The sequence below is a fragment of the Streptomyces sp. JJ36 genome (genome assembly GCF_021696945.1).
Lineage (GTDB): Bacteria > Actinomycetota > Actinomycetes > Streptomycetales > Streptomycetaceae > Streptomyces.
Window position 1 is genome coordinate 1 of the sequence record NZ_JACYHE010000098.1, and the last position, 18,984, is coordinate 18,984.

Here is an 18,984-nt window from a genome sequence, read left to right on the forward strand (position 1 = left end):
CTTCCGATCTGGGCCCGCCCACCCGGGCCCGGGCCCGGCCCCGGGCGCGCGGACGCGCCTGCGCGGTCCACCCCGGCGGGCCGGTCCATGGGGAGCGCCCAGGTGCGCCCGGGCGACACCGGCGGGACCGGGCCTGCGCCCGGCGCACCCCGCGCGCCGGGCGTCCCGGCGCGGCGGCACCGGAGTGCGGCGCGGGGGCGCGCGGCACCGGGGGTGTCGCATCCGACCAGGCAGATGTCAGGTGCCTCATCGGCGGTCCAGCGGTGCCCCGAAGCCCGGCGGCGACTCCCCCCAGGTCATGTCCTCCACCGGGGCCGACAGCCTTACCGGACCCGGGGCCAGGCGCCCCCTTGCGGGGCGCGAGAGAGGTAAGGGGCGCGCACCGCGCGGCCCTCCCCTTAGCGGAGCACCGCGGCCGACTCCGGGGGGAGGTGCAGGGTGTCGCCGGTGTGGTGGGTGTCCGGGGCCCAGGCGGCCAGCAGTTCGCCGGTCGTCCGGCGCAGCGGGACCCGTGCCGTGTGGTTCGCCGAGAGGTTCACCGCCACCAGCAGCGGTCCGTTGCGTACGGCGAGCCAGCGGGCCTGCTCGTCGTAGCGCACCCGGGCGTCGCCCAGCCGGCCGCGGGAGAGCGCGGGGAAGGCGTGGCGCAGGGCGATCAGTTCGCGGTGCCAGGCGAGCAGGGCGGCGTGCGGACGCCGCCCCGGCTCCGACCAGTCCAGGCAGGAGCGGGCGCGCGTCGCGGGCGACTGCGGGTCCGGCACCTCGGCCGCCTGCCAGCCGTGCGCGGCGAACTCCCGGCGCCGCCCCTCCCGTACGGCCGTGGCCAGCTCCGGGTCGGGATGGTCGGTGAAGTACTGCCAGGGGGTGGCGGCGGCCCACTCCTCGCCCATGAAGAGCATCGGGGTGAAGGGTGAGAGCAGCACCAGCGCCGCCGCGCAGGCCAGCAGACCGGGGGAGCAGGAGGCGGCGAGCCGGTCGCCGCGGGCGCGGTTGCCGATCTGGTCGTGGGTCTGCGCGTACGCCAGGAACCGGCGGGCCGGTGTGCCGGGCGGCACCGGCAGGCCGTGGCGGCGGCCGCGGAACGCGGAGTAGCCGCCGTCGTGAAAGAACGCGCCGGTCAGCGTCTTGGCGAGCGCCGCCAGGGGAGCCCGGGCGAAGTCCGCGTAGTAGCCCTGGGACTCGCCGGTCAGGGCGGCGTGCAGGGCGTGGTGGAAGTCGTCGTTCCACTGCGCGTGCAGGCCGTGTCCGCCGGCGGAACGCGGGGCGGTGGTCCGCGGGTCGTTGCGGTCCGACTCGGCGATGAGGAAGAGCGGGCGGCCGCTGCGCTCCGCCAGTACGTCCACGGCGGCGGAGAGTTCGGCCAGGAAGTGCTCTGCCCGGTCGTCGGCGAGCGCGTGCACCGCGTCCAGCCGCAGTCCGTCCAGCCGGAAGTCCGCGAGGAAGGCGAGGGCGCTGCCGACCAGACAGGCCCGTACCTCGTCCGATCCGGGGCCGTCCAGGTTGATCGCGGCACCCCACGGGGTGCGGTGCCCGTCCGTGAAGTACGGGCCGAAGGCGGGCAGGTGGTTGCCCGCGGGGCCGAGGTGGTTGTGCACCACGTCCAGCACCACCCCGAGGCCGTGCCCGTGCGCCGCGTCGACGAACCGTGCCAGCCCCTCCGGGCCGCCGTACGGCTCGTGCACCGCCCACGGTGCCACCCCGTCGTAGCCCCAGCCGTGCGTGCCCGGGAAGGGGCACACCGGCAGCAGCTCCACATGGGTCACCCCCAGCCGGGCCAGGTGCGGCAGCCGCGCCGCGGCGGCGGCGAAGGTGCCCTCCGGGGTGAAGGTGCCGACGTGCAGTTCGTAGAGGACGGCCGCGGTCAGCGGCCGCCCCGGCCACGGATGCCGCCACGGGTACGCTCCGGGGTCGGCGACCGCGCTCAGCCCCTCGGGGCCGTCCGGCAGCCGCCGGGACCGCGGATCGGGCCGCACCGGTCCGCCGTCCAGCACGAAGCCGTACCGGTCGCCCTCCGCCGCGCCGGCGTCGGCCGTCCACCAGCCCGGGCGCCGCGGATCGCGGGCCATCGCCCGTTCCCGGCCCGCGAGCCGGAGCCGGACCCGCTCCGCCTCCGGCGCCCACACCTCGAAGTGCATGACCACCATGCTGCGGCAGCCGGCCGGGCCGCGCCACGGCGTCCGGGTCCGCGCGGGGTGCCCGCACCCGCGGTACGAAGCCGGATGTTTCCGGCGGCGGGGAACCGGTGGGCGGTGCGGCGGCGTTGATCAGGTTGTGGATCCGGACGCAGCTCCGGATGGTGTGTCGGTGCGGCCTCGACAGGCCCGAACGGTGACTGGAGAATGCCCCCATGACGTCTCCCGACTCCCGCACGCGCCCGTCCCCGCCGGTCCGCACGGAGAACGCGGCGGAGGGCCCGGCCGCCCGGCCGGACGCGGCGGCTGCGGACGCGGTGCGGCGACCGGCCGCGCCGGAGGCGCATCTGACGGTCCTGCGGCGGGTGGTGACCGCGCCCGTGCCGCGCTGGCCCGAGGCGCCGCGGGACGCGGACCCGTCGCGGGAGGCCGCGCCGGCGGAGGTGCCCGGCCCGGCCGCCGGCTCCACCGGGCTGCGGGTGCGGATGCGCCGCGCGTGGCGGCTGGTGCGCTCGCCGGAGTTGCTGCTGCCGGCGCCCGGCCCCCACCCGTTCTCCATCGGGCGCGCACCCGGGTCGATGCTGCGGCTCAGCCACTACACCGTCTCCCGGGCGCACGCCCAGCTGCGCAGCACCGGCCAGGGCTGGACGCTGCGGGATCTGGGCTCCGCCAACGGCACCTGGGTGAACGGGCGGCGGATCACCGGCAGTGTCACCGTGCGGGCCGGGGACCATGTGCGCTTCGGCCAGGTGGGGTTCCGGCTGGCCGCCTCCTGACCCTCCCGGGCCCCGCACCGGGTCGTCCGGAGACCGGGACGCCCGCCGGGCGCGCCCACCGGCGCCTTCCGCCCGTCCTCCGGGCGGGGGCCCGGAGTGCCCGTCAGGCGTCCTCTTCGCGGACCAGCAGCGCCACCGGTCCGTCCGCCAGCAGCTCCACCAGCCGGCCGGTGCCCGCGGCCTCGCGGCCGCCGAGCAGGTCCCGCCAGCGGCCCGGCGGCAGCGTCAGCGTGGTGTCCCGCCAGCCGCCCGCCCGGGCCAGCCGCAGCGAGAGCCGGGTGGCCACGACGGCCACCGCGCCGGAGCGCACGAAGGCCAGACAGTGGCGCGCCGCCGGTCCGCGCGCCCGTAGCGGCGCGTACGAGCCCGCGGCGCCGAACCACTCCGGGCGGGCGCGGCGCAGCCGCAGCGCCGCCAGAGTCAGCCGCAGCTTCGCCTCCGCCGGCTCCCCGGGCTCGTCCCCGGCGGTCCCCGCGGGGCCGTCCCCGGTGCCCGGGAACGCCCCGGCCGTCCCCCGCGAGCCGCCGCCGGAGGCCGCGGCAGCCCCGGCACCCCCGTCCGCACCGTCGGCGTCCACGCCGAGCAGCGGCGGCCGCCCCCGGTTGTCGGGGTCCACCAGGGTGGCCCGGTGGCGTTCGGTGCCCCAGTAGAGCTCGGGCACGCCCGGCATGGTGAGGTGCACCAGCGCCATGCCGAGGGCGGTCGCCTCCAGGTGCGGGGCCAGCTCGGCCCGCAGCAGCGCCATGGTCTCCCACGGCGGTCCGCAGACGGCGCCCGTCACGAAGCGTTCCAGGGCCGTCTCGTAGTCCTCGTCCGGCTCCGTCCAGGTGGTGTGCAGCCCGGCCTCCCGTACGGCCTTCAGCACGGCGCCGGAGAGCCGCTCCGGGTCGGGGGCGCCCAGCCCGAAGGCCGTCTGCCAGGCGGTCCACTCGGCCACGGCGTCGGGGGGCCGGTGACCGTCGTCGGGCAGCGCCGCCGTCTGCGCCCGCACCCGGGCCAGCTCCTCGGCCCAGCGTTCCGGGCACTCGGCGAGCACCGACAGCGCGGCCCGCACGTCGGCGCTGCGCTTGGTGTCGTGCGTGGAGAGCACGGTGCCGGTCTCCGGCCAGTCCCGCTGGAGGCGGGCGCACCAGGCGTGGAACTCCTCGGCGGGCACCGCGGGCCGCCCGGGGTCGCCGCCCACTTCGCCGGCCGACAGCAGCGGCACGTACCGGTAGAAGGCGGTGTCCTCCACCGCCTTCGCCCGCAGCGCCGAGGAGACCTGGCCGAACCGGGCGGCGAAGTCCCGCTGGTCCGGGCCGTCGCCCAGCCGGCCGAGCGCGAGGTCCCGGACCACCTCCACGGCCTCCGCCTCGGCCGGCACCGCGAACTCCGCCCGCGCTCCCTCCGCGGCCTCGGCCAGCAGCGTCGCGTCCGGCTCCCGCGCCGGGACGCCGGCCGTGACATACGGCCGGTAGACCGGCAGCCGCACCAGCACCTCGCGCAGGGCCCGGTCCAGCGCCCAGGGCGCGTGGTCCCGCAGCCGCAGGTCCTCCGCCGCCTCGCACACCCGCAGCGCGGTGCGGACCAGGCGGCCGGTCTCCGCGGCCAGCTCGCCGTCGACCACCTCCTCGGCGGCCCGCCGTTCGGTGGCGGCCCAGGCGCCGCCCAGTGCGGGGGCGGCCCCGGTGGCCTCCCGGAAGTGCCCGGCGAGCTCCGCGTGCCCCCCGGGGTCGGTGAAGACGCCGTCCACCCGGTGCAGGGCGTCGTAGCCGGTGGTGCCGGCCACCGGCCAGCCGGCGGGCAGCCGCTCCTCCCGGGCCAGGATCTTCTCCACCACCGCCCAGCGGCCCCCGGTCTCCTCGTGCAGCCGGCGCAGGTACGTCCCGGGGTCGGCGAGCCCGTCCGGGTGATCCACCCGGAGACCGTCGAGCACGCCCTCGTGCAGCACCCGCAGCACGGTGCGGTGGGTGGCCGTGAACACCTCCGGGTCCTCGACCCGTACCCCGATCAGGCCGGAGATGGTGAAGAACCGCCGGTAGTTCAGCTCGGTGCGGGCCAGCCGCCACCAGGCGAGGCGGTAGTGCTGGGCGTCCAGCAGCTCCGGCAGCGGCAGCCCCGCGGTGCCCTCCCGCAGCGGCAGCACCAGCGGCCCGCCGCGCAGCGTGCCGTCCGCGGCCGGCCGGAGCTCCCCCGCCGCGGCGCGCAGCGGCTCCGGGAGCACCGGCAGCAGCACCCGGCCGCCGCCCGCCGCCCAGTCGATGTCGAACCAGCGGGCGAAGGGCGAGTCCGGGCCGTCCCGCAGTACCTCCCACAGCGGCCGGTTCAGCCGGAGGTCGGCCGGCACCGCCATGTGGTTGGGGACGATGTCCAGCACCAGCCCCAGGCCGTGCGCCCGGGCCGTCGCGGCCAGGGCCCGCAGTCCCTCCTCGCCGCCCAGCTCGGCCCGTACGGAGGAGTGGTCCGTCACGTCGTAGCCGTGCGCGGAGCCCGGGACGGCGGTCAGCACGGGGGAGAGGTGCAGGTGCGACACGCCGAGCCGGGCCAGGCGCGGCACGGCCTTCTCGGCGGCGGAGAACGGGAACTCCGGCTGGAGCTGGAGGCGGTAGGTCGCGGTCGGGGTGGTCATACCGGAGTGCGTACCCGCGCGCCCGCCCGGCGACCGTACGGGCGCCGGGGCGCCGCTGGGCCGGGGGCCGGGAGTCACCCGATGGCCGGACGCGGGGCGCGCCCGAGAGGGCCGTCAGGCCGGGCGCCGCAGGATCACCAGGCTGCGGTCGGTGAGGGTGAAGCGGTCGCCCGCCTGGACCTTGCGGCCCTCGCCCGCCTGTGCGGCCGGTCCCTCCTCGGCGGTGTCGACCACCACCTCCCACTGCGTCCCGTGGTCCGGCGGCACCGTGAAGGCGCGCCCGGTGTCCTGCGCGTTGAACAGCAGCAGGAACGAGTCGTCCACGATCCGCTCCCCGCGTGCCCCGGGCTCGGAGATGGCGCTGCCGTTCAGGAAGACCGTCAGCGAGGCCGCCTGTGCCGCCTGCCAGTCCCGCTGGGTCATCTCGGCGCCTTCGGGGGTGAACCAGGCGATGTCGGAGAGGTCGTCGTGGGTGCCCTCCACCGGGCGGCCGTGGAAGAAGCGACGACGGCGGAAGACGGGGTGGTCGCGGCGGAGCCACACCATCGTCCGGGTGAACTCGCACAGCTCCCGGGCCGCCTGCTCCCAGTGCGCCGCGCCGGCACCGCCCACGCCGGTTCCGCCCACGGCCCCGCGCCCCCGGACGCCCGGCGGCTCCTCGCGCGGCCAGTGCACCCAGGAGACCTCGCTGTCCTGGCAGTACGCGTTGTTGTTGCCGCCCTGGGTGCGGGCGAACTCGTCACCGTGGCTGAGCATCGGCACGCCCTGCGAGACCATCAGGGTGGCGATGAGGTTCCGCATCTGCCGGCGGCGGAGCCGCAGCACCGCCGGATCGTCCGTCTCGCCCTCGGCTCCGCAGTTCCAGGAGCGGTTCCAGCTCTCGCCGTCCCGGTTGCCCTCGCCGTTCGCCTCGTTGTGCTTGGCGTCGTACGAGACGAGGTCGCGCAGGGTGAAGCCGTCGTGGCAGGTGACGAAGTTGATGGAGGCCAGTGGCCGCCGTCCGTCGTCCTGGTACAGGTCGGAGGAGCCGGTCAGCCGGGAGCCGAACTCCGCCAGGGTGCGCGGCTGGCCGCGCCACAGGTCCCGCACGGTGTCCCGGTAGCGGCCGTTCCACTCGGTCCACAGCGGGGGGAAGTTGCCCACCTGGTAGCCGCCCTCGCCGACGTCCCACGGCTCGGCGATCAGTTTCACCTGGCTGACCACCGGGTCCTGCTGCACCAGGTCGAAGAAGGAGGAGAGCCGGTCCACCTCGTGGAACTGCCGGGCCAGCGTCGCCGCCAGGTCGAAGCGGAAGCCGTCCACGTGCATCTCGGTCACCCAGTAGCGCAGCGAGTCCATGATGAGCTGGAGCACGTGCGGGTTGCGCATGAGCAGGGAGTTGCCGGTGCCCGTGGTGTCCATGTAGTACCGCGGGTCGTCGGTCAGCCGGTAGTACGAGGCGTTGTCCAGGCCCCGGAAGGAGAGCGTGGGACCGAGGTGGTTGCCCTCGGCCGTGTGGTTGTAGACCACGTCGAGGATCACCTCGATGCCGGCCTGGTGCAGCGCCCGCACCGCCTGCTTGAACTCCAGCACCTGCTGGCCCCGGTCGCCCCACGAGGCGTAGGCGTTGTGCGGGGCGAAGTAGCCGATGGTGTTGTAGCCCCAGTAGTTGGACAGGCCCGCGTCGGCGAGGCGGTTGTCGGTGACGAACTGGTGCACCGGCATCAGCTCCAGGGCCGTCACGCCCAGCCGGGTGAGATGCTCGATCACCGCGGGGTGCGCCAGGGCCGCGTAGGTGCCGCGCAGCTCCGCGGGGAGCGCGGGGTGGAGCATCGTGAGGCCCTTCACGTGCGCCTCGTAGAGCACCGTGTGGTGGTACTCCGTCCGGGGGAGCCGGTCGTCGCCCCAGTCGAAGTACGGGTTGACGACCACCGACGCCATCGTGTGAGGTGCCGAGTCCAGGTCGTTACGCCGTTCGGGGGAATCGAAGTGGTAGCCGTACACCGCCTCGTCCCAGTCCACCTGTCCGCTCATCGCCTTGGCGTACGGATCGAGCAGCAGCTTGGCGCTGTTGCAGCGATGTCCGTGCTCCGGCGCGTACGGTCCGTGCACCCGGAAGCCGTAGCGCTGCCCCGGCATCACGCCGGGCAGATACGCGTGCCGTACGAAGGCGTCCGTCTCCCGCAGCTCCACCGCCGTCTCCGAGCCGTCGTCGTGCAGAAGGCACAGCTCGATGCGCTCGGCGGCCTCGGAGAAGACCGCGAAGTTCGTCCCCGCGCCGTCGTAGGTGGCGCCGAGGGGGTACGCCTGTCCCGGCCAGACCTGCATGCCGTCGTCTCTTCCCGGTCGTCCTGGGTGCCCCGCGCGGCGGCTGCCGCACCGCAGCATCCTCGCGCAGGAACGGGCCGCCCGGCGGACCCAGGCGCTATCTTCCCCCGTACGGTCGTACGAGCAACGGAAGTTGATGGGGGATCCGGGTGCACCGCGTCCGGGGCCACAGTAGTCTTCCTTGATCGAAGAACGGGGTCCGGAAGGCGGTGCACAGGTGGGCTCCTCGGGAGGCCTTGAGCTCCCGCCGGGCGAGGGCGGCCCGGAGGGCGAGTCGGCGGACGTGCCCTCGGGAGCGGTCTCCCTCGCCCGGCCCATGGAGATAGGCGCGGACCTGGAGTGGGGCGACGAGGTCTGGGCCGAGGTCCGCACCCGCGCGCAGCGCGCCGGGCGCGCCTACATCTGGCTCAATCTCGTCGAGCAGCGGCTCCGGGCCGTCGTCGCCGCCGTGCTCCGCCCGATCTACGAGCCGGTGCACGGCGACGAGTGGGTGGTCGCCGCGGCCGGCCCGGCCGGCCAGGAGTGGGTGCAGCGCGCGGTGGCCGTGCGCGAGGTCAGCCGCCGGAAGGGCTATCTGCTCGACCCGGCCGACGACACCGTGCTGTCCTTCCTCACCCTGCCCCAGCTCCGGGAGCTGATGGTGCAGCACTGGCCCTGCTTCGAGCCCTACTTCGACGACCGCCGGGAGGTCGAGCTCTCCCTCGACGAGCTGGAGGTCGCCCGCAGCGCCGTGGCGCGCAACCGGGCCCTCTCGGAGACGGTGCTTGCGCAGGCCGAGCGGATGTCCGCGCGGCTGCTCGACCTGCTGGACACCTCCGCGAGCGCCAAGCCCTCCGCGCACCGGCTGCCGGTGGACGCGGTCGAGGAGCTGGTCGGCGACCGCTTCGCCGACGTCGTCGGGGTCCACCCCGACCGGGTGCGGCTCCAGCGGCAGCTCCCGGCCGAGGACCTCTTCGGCGGCGCGCGGCGGCTGGACGGCATAGGCATAGGGCTGAACCTGCTGGTGCAGAACTACAGCGGGCGCCGCCTGGTGCGGCTCGCCGAGGCCGGGTGCCGCATCCGGCTGCTCTTCCTCAACCCGGCCAGCAGCGCCGTGCGCCGCCGGGAGCGCGAGCTCGGGCTGAAGAAGGGCGAGCTGAGCCGCACCGTGGAGATGAACATCCTGCACATGCGGCGGGTACGCGCCCGGCTGCGGGACCCCGGCGCGTTCGAGATCCACGTGTTCGACGAGACGCCGCGGTTCACGGCGTACCTGGTGGACGGTGACGGCCCGGACGGCCTCGCCGTCGTCCAGTCGTACCTGCGCCGGGTCCGCGGCATGGAGGCACCGGTGCTGGTGCTCCGCGGCGGCGGCCGGGACCTCGTGCACGGCGGCGCGCCGGACACCGGCGAACACGGGCTCTTCGCCACCTACCGCGAGGAGTTCGAATCCGTGTGGCAGGACTCCCGGCCGGTCTCCTGACGCCCCGGCGGGCCGCCCGCGTCCCGGCCGGTCTGCCCACGCCCCGGCCCGTACGGCGGCCGCCGGCCCGCCGCCCGGCCGGCCCGGCGCTCCGGCGTGGGGCCGCTCCGGCGGCGGCCGTTCCGGCGGGGCCCGGGCGTGTCCCGGAGCCGGGACCGCATACCGGGACGGCCGCCGGGAACAATGACGTGCCATGCACGGCCCCTCCTTCCCCGCCGACCCCCGTTCCCCGCTGCCGCCGGAGCGCCCGGCCGCCGCGGACCCCGTCCCGGCGACGGAGCGGGACAGAGCCGGGGCGCACGGGGCCGGAGACACCCGCGACCCCTTCTTCGACAACGCCAAGTACCTGGCGATCGTGCTGGTCGCCGCCGCCCACGCCTGGGAGCCGTTCCGGGACGGGAGCCGCGCCGCGACGGCCCTCTACCTCTTCGTCTACACCTTCCACATGCCGGCGTTCATCGTGGTCTCCGGCTACTTCTCCCGGGACTTCGACCTCGGCCCGCGCCGGGTGCGGCGGCTGATCGCCGGCATCCTGGTGCCGTACCTGGTCTTCGAGGTCGCCTACGCCTGGTTCCGGCGCTGGGCCGACGGCGACCCGGACTACCCGGTCAACGTGGTCGACCCGCAGTTCCTCAACTGGTTCCTGCTCGCCCTCTTCCTCTGGCGGCTGACGGCGCCGCTGTGGCGGGCGGTGCGGTGGCCGGTGCCGATCGCGGTCGCCGCGGCGGTGCTCAGCTCCGTGACCCCCGGCATCGGCCCGGACCTGGACCTGCAACGGGTGCTCCAGTTCCTGCCGTTCTTCGTGCTCGGGCTCGGGCTGCGCCCGGACCACTTCGCCCGGCTCCGCCGTCCCCGGGTGCGGGCGGCCGCGCTCGCCCTCGGCGCCGGCGCGCTCGGCTTCGCGTACTGGGCGGCGCCGCGGCTGGACTGGCAGTGGCTCTACCACCGGGAGAGCGCGCAGGAGCTGGGGGTGCCGCCGCTGGTGGGCGCCGCCATGTCGCTGGCCCTGCTGGGCTGCTCGCTGGCGCTCACCGCGTGCTTCCTCGCCTGGGTGCCGCGCCGCCGGATGTGGTGCACCGCGCTGGGCGCCGGGACGCTCTACGGCTATCTGCTGCACGGCTTCGCGGTGAAGGGCGCCGTCTACCGCGGCTGGTACGCCCACGCCTGGCTGCACACCCCGGCCGGCATGGTCGCCGTCACGCTGCTCGCCGCCGTGCTGGTCACCCTGTTGTGCACCGGTCCGGTGCGCCGTGCCCTGCGGTGGGCCGTGGAGCCCCGGCTGGAGTGGCTGTTCCGGCCGCGGCCCGCCGCCGGGGACGCGGCGCCCGGCGGAACGCCCGGCGCTACGCCCGTCGGTATGCACGGAGCGCCGTACGACCCGCCGCGCGCCGAGCGGCCCCGGGGCCCGGACCCCGGCCGTACGGGGCCCCGCGGCTGACCGTGACGCGCGGCGGTCGTGCGCGCGGCCCGGGCCCTCCCCCACGGGGCCCGGGCCACGCGTACGGTCTGCCGGAAACCCCCACCCCCGGGGACGATGCCCCCTACAAGCAGTCGCCCGGGGCTCCCGGGGGCGCTGGAGGGGCCGGGCAGGCGGAAACCCCCGGGCGGGCGTCGTACGGGCGGCGGACGTCGCAGGCGGCCGCACGCCCGGTGTCAGCGGCGGCGCCTAGAGTGAGGGTATGACGACGTATGCGGCGCTCCTTCGCGGGATCAACGTGGGCGGACGCCGGAAGGTGCCGATGGCGGAGCTGCGCGAGCTCCTCGCCTCCCTGGGATGGACGGACGTGCGGACCTACCTGCAGAGCGGCAACGCGGTCTTCACCACGCCCCCGGAGGACACCGGACCGCCCGGCCCCCGCCTGGAGCGGGCCCTCGCCGAGCACTTCGGCTTCGAGGTCCCCTGCCTGCTGCGCACCGCGTCCGAACTGCGGGAGGTCGCCGACGCCTGCCCGTTCCCGGCCGACCGGCTGGACCCGGCCAAACTCCTGGTGCTCTTCGTCGAGGAGACCCCGGACCCCGCCCACTTCGCCGGGATCGACCCGGAGGCGTACGCCCCGGACGAGTTCCGGCACCTCGGGCGCGCCGTGTACTGCTGGTTCCCGGCGGGCATGGGCCGCAGCAAGCTCCCGGACGCGCTGGCCGCCGTGCGGCCCCGGCTCACCATGACCGGGCGGAACTGGCGCACCGTCACCAAGCTGATCGAGCTCACCGCCTGACGGCCGTCCCCGGAACGCCGCCGTGCCCGGGGGCGGGCCGCCGTCGGTACGCAGACGGCAGGAGCTCAGCCGGCCAGCGAGCCGGCGAAGATCTGCCAGGCCAGGAGGGACTTCGCCGTGAGGCTGAGCACCAGGTAACCCTTCTCGCCGTAGGCGTAGTCGGACCACCGGCCGACTCCCCGGTACTGGAGCCACTGGTTGAGACCGAAGCTGAAGAAGAGGGCGGCCTGGACGAGGACGATCCCGTACACGAAGCCGGGCACGGTGCCGACCGCGACGATGTTGTAGACGATCGAGACCCACGGCGTCACGCCGACCAGCGTCCCGAACCAGAACGGGAGCATCGTGGTCGTCGTCCGCCCCGGCGGGTTCATCACCTCCTCGACCCAGCCGAAGAAGATCATCCCCATGTTGGCGCCGACGACGGCGAGGACGGCGTTGATGCCGGTGATGCCTGAGTAGAAGCTGATGAGGAGCACCATGAGGGTGGCGCTCAGCGCGTACTCCAGCCACCGGAAGCGGTTGATGCCGCTTCTGAGATCGCGTTCGTAGGTGGTGCGGAACACCGTGGCCGTCAGCAGGTGGTCCAGGGCCGCCAGGGCGAGGAAGACGGCGACGGCCCAGCCGATCGGCACGTCGAAGAGCGCGTCGGGGGCGGGCGCCTCCGTGCCCGGTGGCCCTTCGGGCAGGGAGGAGGTGACGGTGATCGAGAAGCCTCCCGCGAGGAGGACGATCGCCACGGCCTGGGCCAGGTGCAGCAGCGTGAGCCCCAGGTTCCACGAGCGAAGCCCCGCGAGGCGCTCGGCGGTGACACCGGTGGCCACCGGTGTGCCGTCCGCTCTCTTCACCGTTCCTCCCGGGGCGGAGCCGCAGTACCCGTGCATGGTCGTACGGGTCCGGGCGGCAACCGGCGAACGACGCCGCCGCCTCGCCGGAAGTCCCCCGAGTGGCCCGGGGAACCGCCTCGACCGTGCGCACGCTACGCCCTCAGCGATTACGCCGAGAGCAGGCCGGCCTTCCGCGACGGCCCCTGCACCGGCAGGGTCGGAGCATGCGACTGCTGATGCTGGGTGGTACGGGATTCGTGGGGCCTGCCGTGGTCGAGGCCGCGCGGGAGCGCTCCTGGGAGGTCACGGTCCTCAACCGCGGCACCCGCGGGGTGCCGGAGGGCGTGCGCGCGCTGCGCGGCGACCGCACGGCCGCCGGGGGCCTGGACGCGCTGCGGGAGGGCGAGTGGGACGTGGTGGTGGACGCCTGGTCGGGGGCGCCCCGTGCGGTCCTCGACGCCGCGCGGCTGCTCGCCGGCCGCGCCGGGCGGTACGCGTACGTGTCGAGCGTCTCCGTCTACGGCGTCCCCGCTCCGGCGGACAAGGACGAAGCCACGGAGGTCGTCGCGGCGGCACCGGACGCCCCGGCCACCGACTACGCGGCCGACAAGCGCGGCGGGGAGCTGGCGGCGGCAGCCGCCTTCGGGGAGGAGCGTGCCCTCTCCGTGCGGGCGGGCCTCATCCTGGGCCCGTACGAGGACGTCGGCCGGCTGCCCTGGTGGCTCGGCCGCCTCGCCCGCGGCGGCCCGGTGCCCGCGCCGGGGCCGCGCGAGCTGCCCCTCCAGTACATCGACGTGCGGGACCTCGCCCGGTGGACCCTGGACGCGCTCGCGGAAGGGCTGCACGGCCCGTACAACGTGGTCTCGCCGCCCGGGCACACCACCATGGGGGAACTCCTGGAGGCCTGCGCCGCGGTGACCGGTGGGGAGGCCGAGCTGCGCTGGGCGGCCCCCGAGGCGGTCGAGGCCGCCGGGGCCGAGCCGTGGACGGAGCTTCCGGTCTGGGTGCCGCCGGGGCCGCTGCACGACACACTCCACCGGACGGACGTCGGCCGGGCCGTGGCGGCGGGGCTGCGGTGCCGTCCGGTCGGCGAGACGGTACGGGACACCTGGGCCTGGCTGCAGGGCCTCGGGGGCCGGGCCCCGCAGCGCGCCGACCGGAGCCGGAAGGGGCTGCCCCCGGAGAAGGAGGAGCGCCTGCTGGCCGCCCTCGCGGGCGGCGGGCGCGGGTCCCTGGGGTAGTGGGCGGCCGCCTGTGTGGGCCCCGGCCGCGGGTCCGTCGCGCGGTCGGTGGGCGGTCGCACCGCCGACAGGCACGCGGTCCGCGAGAGCGGGTCCGGACGCACCGGCGCGGTGGGAGCCGAGGGTGCTCCCACCGCGCCGGGGCTGGCGGACCCGGTGCGTGTCACCGGGACGTCGGAGCCGTGGCGCCGGCCTGCCGGACCGTCGAGTGCGCCCGTCCGTGGCCGGGACGGCGTGTCCCCGAGGGGGACCCGGTGCGCCACACTCCGGCCTGGCTGCCTGCATGGCGTCGTGGCGATCCGTGCCCGGGCCGTCCACGGGGCCGGTGTCCCGGTCCCTGAACGGGCCCTTGACCCGGAGCCCGGTGTGCCGGTGACCGGCCGGTACCCGAACGGGCCCGGCCGGTCCCGGGTTCAGGACCCGCGGCCCTCCTCGCCGGTGTCCTCCTCGATGTGCTCCTTGCGGACCGTGCCCCGCACGGTCTCGTCCTCGGTGCGCTCCTCGGTGGTCAGCCGGACCCGCTCGACCGGCTCGGCGCGGGTCTCCACCACCGGACGCTCCTCGTGCAGCGTCACCTCGTACTCGTCCTCACTGATCTCCGGACCGGAGAGGGCTTCGTCGCGGTTGGCCTCGGTGATGGGCTCGTGCTCGACGCGCACCTCCTCGTGGCGCACCGGCACGGTCTGCTGCTGCTCCTCGGTCACGACGTACTTGCGCAGCCGTGCCCGACCGGTGGGGCGGGATTCGGTGCCGACGTGCATCTGCTCCTCGGAGCGGGTCATCGCGTCGTCGCCGGTGGCCCGGCCGGTGGTCTGCTCGCCGGCGGCGGGGCCGGTGTCCACCGGACCGCCCGGCTCGATGCCGTAGAAGGCGTAGAGGCGCTCCTCCTCCTGCACCGAGAGGTGTCCACCGGCGTCCACGTCCACCCGCGGCGCGTCCTTGACCTTGTCCTTGGCGTAGGGGACCTCGAGGTGGTCCTCGACCAGGGCCGCGTCGCGGACGGGTACGAAGGACTCGCTGCGCCCGAACAGGCCCGTCTTCACGCTGACCCACTCCGGCATGCCCGTGGCGTCGTCCAGGTAGACGTGCCGGGCGTCACCGAGCTTGTCGCCGCCCGTGGAGTACACGGGGTGATCCAGTACGGTCGGAATCTGCTCTCGGGTGATCATGAGGTCCTCCTTCGCACCCTTGCCTGCTACCTGCTGCGTAGCCACCACTCCCCGCAGGTGAAACGTGCATATGTGAAGAAATCGGGCATTTGTTTGCCGGTGGTCGCGGGACGGCCGGTGAGTACGGTGAGCCGCGTGTCCGGGCGGTACGGGCGGCCCGGCCGCAGCGGCGTCAGGCGGCGGTGGTGGCGAGGCGGCCGGAGAGGGCCTGCTCGTAGCGGAGCAGCAGGAGCCGGGCCAGCTCCGGGGCGTCGCCCAGCACCGGTGCCAGCACCTCGGCGCCCGCCTCCCGGGCTCCCTCGACGATGCGGTCCGGGAGCAGCCCGGGGGCGATCACGCAGGGCGCGACGGCCACCCGGCGGACGCCGTCCGCGCGCAGGGCGCGCACGACGTCCGCCGTGCGGGGCGGGGATGCGGAGGCGAACGCAGGCCGCACGGCGCGCCAACCGGTGGCGCGCCGCCACTCCCGCGCGGTTTCAGCGATCACTGCGATCGCCTCCGGGTCGGAGGAGCCCGCCGAGGCGAGCACGACCCCGGTTCCGGGTGCGTCGGCGGACGGCAGGCCCGCCTCCCGCAGCCGCCGCTCCAGCGCGGCCACCAGCAGCGGGTGCGGTCCCAGCACGTCGGCCTGGTGGACGGCGACCCGCGGCAGCCGGGCCGTGGCCTCGCGCAGCACCGCCGGGATGTCCGTCTTGGCGTGGAACGCGCGGTTCAGCAGCAGCGGCAGGGCGATCACCTCGCGGACGCCCTCGCCGTCCAGCCGCTCCAGCACCTGCGGAACCGAGGGGGCGTTGAAGTCGAGGTGGCCGACCTCGACCCGCTGCCACGGGCGCTCGGCCCGTACCCGCGCGCACAGCGCCGCCACCGTCGCCGCGTGCCGGGGGTCCCGGCTGCCGTGCGCGACGACCAGCAGCACCGGCCCGGACGCGCCGGGCAGCGCGCGGGGCGTACCGGAGGCGCCGGGGGTCACGGCCGGTCTCCGGCGAGGCCGCGGTGCCGGAGCACCCGGCGCTCCAGGGGGCTGAAGAGCGCCGACTCGACCAGCACGCCCACCGCCAGGATCAGTCCCACCGTGGCCAGCACCAGGCTCATCGACTCCGCCTCCTTGCCCTGGGAGAGCATGCGCCCGATGCCGGGCAGCGGCGTCGCGGTGATCAGCTCGGCCGTCATCAGGGCGCGCCAGCCGAAGGTCCAGCCCTGGCGGAGCGCGGAGATGAAGGCGGGCAGTGCGGCGGGGACCAGCACGTGCACCGCGCCCCGCACCCCGGTGGCCCCCATGGACTTGCCCGCCCGCAGCAGCAGCGGCGGCACCTGGTCGATCCCGGCGGCGACCGAGACCGCGATGGAGGGCACCGAGCCGAGCAGGACGACCGCGTAGACCGCCCCCTCGGAGTTCCCCAACGCGATCACCGCGACCGGCACCAGACCGGCGGCCGGCAGCGACTGGATGGCCGACAGGATCGGCCCCAGGACGGTCCGCAGCGGAGGCAGCCGGGTCAGCACCACTCCGAGCGGAAGGCCGATCACGGCCGCCGCCCCGAAGCCGATCAGGCAGCGCAACAGGCTGTGCCCGACCGCGGGCAGCAGCGTGCCGTCGGCCCAGGCGTCGGCCAGTTCGCCGCCCACCGCGGCGGGGGCGGGGAGGGTCGCGGACCACTCGAAGACGTACGCGAGCTGCCACAGCGCCAGCACCAGCGCGACGGACAGCAGCGGCGGCGCCGCCTTGGCGAGCACCCGCCGGGAGACGGCCTTGGCCTGTGCGGTGGCCGGGGTCTCCAGCGCATCCAGGCCCAGGGCCATGTCGTCCGAGGGGTCCGCGGTGTCCGGGGCCCCCGGGGCGCCGGGGTCTCCCGCGGGCCGCCGGCTGCCGGCGGAGCCGTCCGCCGTGCCGGTGTCCTCGCCGGCCCCGGGCCGTTCTTCCTTCTCCGCGTGCGCCTCGGCAGCGGCGCGCCGCGACGACGCGTCAGTGGCGGGCATGACGGACGATCTCCTCGTGCAGATGGCCGGTGATCTCGCGGGCGAGCCCGGTGACCTCCGCGTCCTCGATCCGGCGCGGATACGGAATGTCGACGTCCCACTCCCGGGCGATCCGTCCCGGCCGCGAGGTGAGCAGCACGACCCGCTGCCCCAGCCGCACGGCCTCCCGCACGTTGTGCGTGACGAACAGGACGGTCAGCCGGCCGCGGGCGGAACCGGGCTGGTTCGCCTCGGTCCACACCCGGGTCAGCTCCTCGTGCAGCAGGTCCCGGGTGATGGCGTCGAGCGCGGCGAACGGCTCGTCCATCAGCAGCACCTCGCTGCCCTGGGCCAGGGCGCGCGCCAGCGCGACCCGCTGCCGCATGCCGCCGGACAGCTCGTGCACCCGCTTGCCGTGGGCGTCGGGCAGCCGCACCAGGCGCAGCAGCTCCTGCGCACGGTCGTGCCGTTCGCGCTTCGGCACACCGGCCAGCTTGAGCGCCAGCTCGATGTTGCGGCCCGCGGTGAGCCACGGGAACAGGGCGTGGTCCTGGAACATCAGCGCCGGGCGCCCGAACGGCACCGAGGCGGTGCCGGTGGTCGGCCGGTCCAGGCCGGCGACCAGGTTGAGCAGCGTGGACTTGCCGCAGCCCGAGGCGCCCAGCAGGCACAGGAACTCCCCGGGAGCGGCTTCCAGGCGTATGTCGTCCAGGGCGAGCGTCCGGGAGCCGGCCGCCCCGAAGGCCTTGGAGACCCGGTCGAGCCGGACGGCGTGCGGCCGGTCGCCCGGGCCGCCGGGCCCGGCGGGACCGGGCCCGGCGGCGGGCGCGCCGGTGGCGGGGCCGCCGGTGGCGGCGGGGGCGGAGGACATCGTCAGAAGTCCCAGCCGTCGTCGTCCAGGCCCTCCTGGGCGTCCTTGACCTCCTCGGCCGCCTCGGCGAAGGCGTCCCCGGCCATGCCGGCGGTCAGGGTGGTGCCGTCGGCCGGGTCGATCAGCAGGAAGGAACCGGTGCGGCGGGAGGCGGCGTACGGGTCGACGGGCAGCGCCTGCGCGGTGCGGAGCACCACCCGCCCGATGTCGTTCGCCACCAGTTCGCCGGGCGACGGGTGCTGGGACAGGTCGGCCAGGGTCAGCCGGGAGGGGATCTCCTTGACGATGGCCTTGACGGTGCGGGTGGTGTGCTTGAGCAGCACCCGGTCACCGGGCTTCAGCGGCCGGTCGTGCAGGTGGCAGACGGTCGCGGTGAGGTCCTGGCTGGCCTCCACCCCGGCGTCCGCCGGGGCGATCAGGTCCCCGCGGGAGATGTCCAGGTCGTCGCTGAGCAGCAGCGTCACCGACTGCGGGGCCCAGGCGACGTCCACGGGACGGCCCAGCGCGTCGATGCCCTCGACGGTGCTCGTACGCCCCGAGGGGAGCACCGCGACGCGGTCGCCGACCCGGAAGACGCCGGAGGCGATCTGGCCGGCGTAGCCCCGGTAGTCCGGGTGCTCGGCGGTCTGCGGGCGGACGACGTACTGCACCGGGAAACGGGCCGGGTCCCCGGAGGGGTTGTGGGTGACCGGGACGGTCTCCAGGTGCTCCAGGACGGTCGGGCCGCCGTACCAGTCCATGTTCGCCGACGCGCTCACCACGTTGTCGCCGACCAGCGCGGAGATCGGGATGGCGGTGATCTCCGGCACGCCCAGCGAGGCGGCGTAGGCGGTGAACTCCTCCGCGATGCGGGCGAAGACCTGCTCGTCGTAGTCGACCAGGTCCATCTTGTTGACCGCCAGCACCACGTGCGGGACGCGCAGCAGCGCGGCGACGGCCGCGTGGCGGCGGGTCTGCTCCACCACGCCGTTGCGCGCGTCCACCAGCACCACGGCCAGTTCGGCGGTAGAGGCGCCGGTGACCATGTTCCGGGTGTACTGCACATGGCCCGGGGTGTCGGCGAGGATGAAGCGCCGGCGCGGGGTGGCGAAGTAGCGGTACGCCACGTCGATGGTGATGCCCTGTTCCCGCTCGGCCCGCAGGCCGTCGGTGAGCAGCGCCAGGTCGGGGGCCTCCTGCCCGCGGTTGCGGGAGGCGGACTCCACGGCCTCCAGCTGGTCGCTGAGCACGGACTTGGAGTCGTGCAGCAGCCGCCCGACGAGGGTGGACTTGCCGTCGTCGACGGACCCGGCGGTGGCGAACCGCAGCAGCGCGGTGGCGGCCAGGACCGGCTCGGCCGCTTCGGTGGAGGGAACGGTGCTCATTCAGAAGTACCCTTCGCGCTTGCGGTCTTCCATGGCGGCTTCGGAGAGTTTGTCG

Annotated in this window: 14 protein-coding genes; 5 read left to right on the plus strand and 9 right to left on the minus strand. The window is 75.5% G+C overall.

The window, feature by feature from the left end; translation table 11 throughout:
* Nucleotides 1-398 precede the first annotated feature (398 nt).
* Nucleotides 399-2,135 (minus strand): malto-oligosyltrehalose trehalohydrolase, encoded by a 1,737-nt coding sequence (gene treZ, locus HOY81_RS24855; protein ID WP_237322942.1) that lies wholly within the window; start codon nt 2,133-2,135, stop codon nt 399-401.
* A gap of 212 nt (nt 2,136-2,347) precedes the next feature.
* On the opposite strand from treZ, the gene HOY81_RS24860 reads away from it, so the two are divergent.
* On the plus strand, nt 2,348-2,908 hold the full coding sequence (locus HOY81_RS24860) for an FHA domain-containing protein (protein WP_237322943.1): 561 nt from the start codon (nt 2,348-2,350) through the stop codon (nt 2,906-2,908).
* Between the two features lie 103 nt (nt 2,909-3,011).
* Here HOY81_RS24860 and treY read toward each other — a convergent pair whose 3' ends face one another.
* Both treY and glgX read right to left on the minus strand, forming a co-directional pair.
* Nucleotides 3,012-5,516: a malto-oligosyltrehalose synthase gene (gene treY / locus HOY81_RS24865; RefSeq protein WP_237322944.1), complete on the minus strand. Its 2,505-nt coding sequence runs from the start codon at nt 5,514-5,516 to the stop codon at nt 3,012-3,014.
* Nucleotides 5,517-5,630: 114 nt separating this feature from the next.
* Nucleotides 5,631-7,823: a glycogen debranching protein GlgX gene (gene glgX / locus HOY81_RS24870; RefSeq protein ID WP_237322945.1), complete on the minus strand. Its 2,193-nt coding sequence runs from the start codon at nt 7,821-7,823 to the stop codon at nt 5,631-5,633.
* A gap of 217 nt (nt 7,824-8,040) precedes the next feature.
* Between glgX and HOY81_RS24875 the strand changes: the two genes are divergently transcribed.
* The 3 genes from HOY81_RS24875 (at nt 8,041) to HOY81_RS24885 (ending at nt 11,501) form a co-directional block, all read left to right on the plus strand.
* Entirely contained in the window at nt 8,041-9,285 is a 1,245-nt protein-coding gene (locus HOY81_RS24875) for an SAV2148 family HEPN domain-containing protein (RefSeq protein WP_237322946.1), read from the plus strand.
* 193 nt (nt 9,286-9,478) lie between these two features.
* Nucleotides 9,479-10,723, plus strand: coding sequence for an acyltransferase family protein (locus HOY81_RS24880; protein WP_237322947.1), 1,245 nt, complete (start codon nt 9,479-9,481; stop codon nt 10,721-10,723).
* Between the two features lie 241 nt (nt 10,724-10,964).
* Entirely contained in the window at nt 10,965-11,501 is a 537-nt protein-coding gene (locus tag HOY81_RS24885) for a DUF1697 domain-containing protein (RefSeq protein ID WP_237322948.1), read from the plus strand.
* Nucleotides 11,502-11,566: 65 nt separating this feature from the next.
* Here HOY81_RS24885 and heR read toward each other — a convergent pair whose 3' ends face one another.
* Nucleotides 11,567-12,349, minus strand: coding sequence for a heliorhodopsin HeR (heR, locus tag HOY81_RS24890; RefSeq protein ID WP_237322949.1), 783 nt, complete (start codon nt 12,347-12,349; stop codon nt 11,567-11,569).
* A gap of 203 nt (nt 12,350-12,552) precedes the next feature.
* Between heR and HOY81_RS24895 the strand changes: the two genes are divergently transcribed.
* Nucleotides 12,553-13,569 carry an NAD-dependent epimerase/dehydratase family protein gene (locus HOY81_RS24895; protein ID WP_237322950.1) on the plus strand — a complete coding sequence of 339 codons (1,017 nt, stop codon included), beginning with the start codon at nt 12,553-12,555 and terminating at the stop codon, nt 13,567-13,569.
* Nucleotides 13,570-13,982: 413 nt separating this feature from the next.
* Here the strand turns inward: HOY81_RS24895 and HOY81_RS24900 are convergent, their stop codons facing one another.
* The 5 genes from HOY81_RS24900 to HOY81_RS24920 all read right to left on the minus strand — a co-directional run bounded on the left by HOY81_RS24900 (nt 13,983) and on the right by HOY81_RS24920 (nt 18,929).
* A complete protein-coding gene (locus tag HOY81_RS24900; protein ID WP_237322951.1) occupies nt 13,983-14,738 on the minus strand; it encodes a DUF2382 domain-containing protein in 756 nt (251 codons plus the stop codon).
* A gap of 172 nt (nt 14,739-14,910) precedes the next feature.
* Nucleotides 14,911-15,708: a sirohydrochlorin chelatase gene (locus HOY81_RS24905; protein WP_308341195.1), complete on the minus strand. Its 798-nt coding sequence runs from the start codon at nt 15,706-15,708 to the stop codon at nt 14,911-14,913.
* Nucleotides 15,705-16,715 carry an ABC transporter permease gene (locus HOY81_RS24910; RefSeq protein WP_272893275.1) on the minus strand — a complete coding sequence of 337 codons (1,011 nt, stop codon included), beginning with the start codon at nt 16,713-16,715 and terminating at the stop codon, nt 15,705-15,707. The genes HOY81_RS24905 and HOY81_RS24910 overlap by 4 nt, the downstream gene beginning before the upstream one ends.
* Nucleotides 16,702-17,565 carry an ABC transporter ATP-binding protein gene (locus HOY81_RS24915; protein ID WP_237322952.1) on the minus strand — a complete coding sequence of 288 codons (864 nt, stop codon included), beginning with the start codon at nt 17,563-17,565 and terminating at the stop codon, nt 16,702-16,704. Before HOY81_RS24915 ends, HOY81_RS24910 begins: the two co-directional genes overlap by 14 nt.
* 2 nt (nt 17,566-17,567) lie before the next feature.
* The gene (locus HOY81_RS24920) at nt 17,568-18,929 is read right to left on the minus strand and encodes a sulfate adenylyltransferase subunit 1 (RefSeq protein ID WP_237322953.1); all 1,362 of its coding nucleotides are present in this window, start codon (nt 18,927-18,929) and stop codon (nt 17,568-17,570) included.
* Nucleotides 18,930-18,984 lie beyond the last annotated feature (55 nt).

Coding starts and splice junctions, on each gene's coding strand:
- HOY81_RS24910 (WP_272893275.1), bottom strand. CDS start 16,715: ATGCCCGCCACTGACGCGTCGTCGCGGCGCGCCGCTGCCGAGGCGCAC.
- glgX (WP_237322945.1), bottom strand. CDS start 7,823: ATGCAGGTCTGGCCGGGACAGGCGTACCCCCTCGGCGCCACCTACGAC.
- HOY81_RS24860 (WP_237322943.1), top strand. CDS start 2,348: ATGACGTCTCCCGACTCCCGCACGCGCCCGTCCCCGCCGGTCCGCACG.
- HOY81_RS24885 (WP_237322948.1), top strand. CDS start 10,965: ATGACGACGTATGCGGCGCTCCTTCGCGGGATCAACGTGGGCGGACGC.
- HOY81_RS24915 (WP_237322952.1), bottom strand. CDS start 17,565: ATGTCCTCCGCCCCCGCCGCCACCGGCGGCCCCGCCACCGGCGCGCCC.
- treZ (WP_237322942.1), bottom strand. CDS start 2,135: ATGCACTTCGAGGTGTGGGCGCCGGAGGCGGAGCGGGTCCGGCTCCGG.
- HOY81_RS24920 (WP_237322953.1), bottom strand. CDS start 18,929: ATGAGCACCGTTCCCTCCACCGAAGCGGCCGAGCCGGTCCTGGCCGCC.
- HOY81_RS24895 (WP_237322950.1), top strand. CDS start 12,553: ATGCGACTGCTGATGCTGGGTGGTACGGGATTCGTGGGGCCTGCCGTG.
- HOY81_RS24900 (WP_237322951.1), bottom strand. CDS start 14,738: ATGATCACCCGAGAGCAGATTCCGACCGTACTGGATCACCCCGTGTAC.
- HOY81_RS24880 (WP_237322947.1), top strand. CDS start 9,479: ATGCACGGCCCCTCCTTCCCCGCCGACCCCCGTTCCCCGCTGCCGCCG.
- treY (WP_237322944.1), bottom strand. CDS start 5,516: ATGACCACCCCGACCGCGACCTACCGCCTCCAGCTCCAGCCGGAGTTC.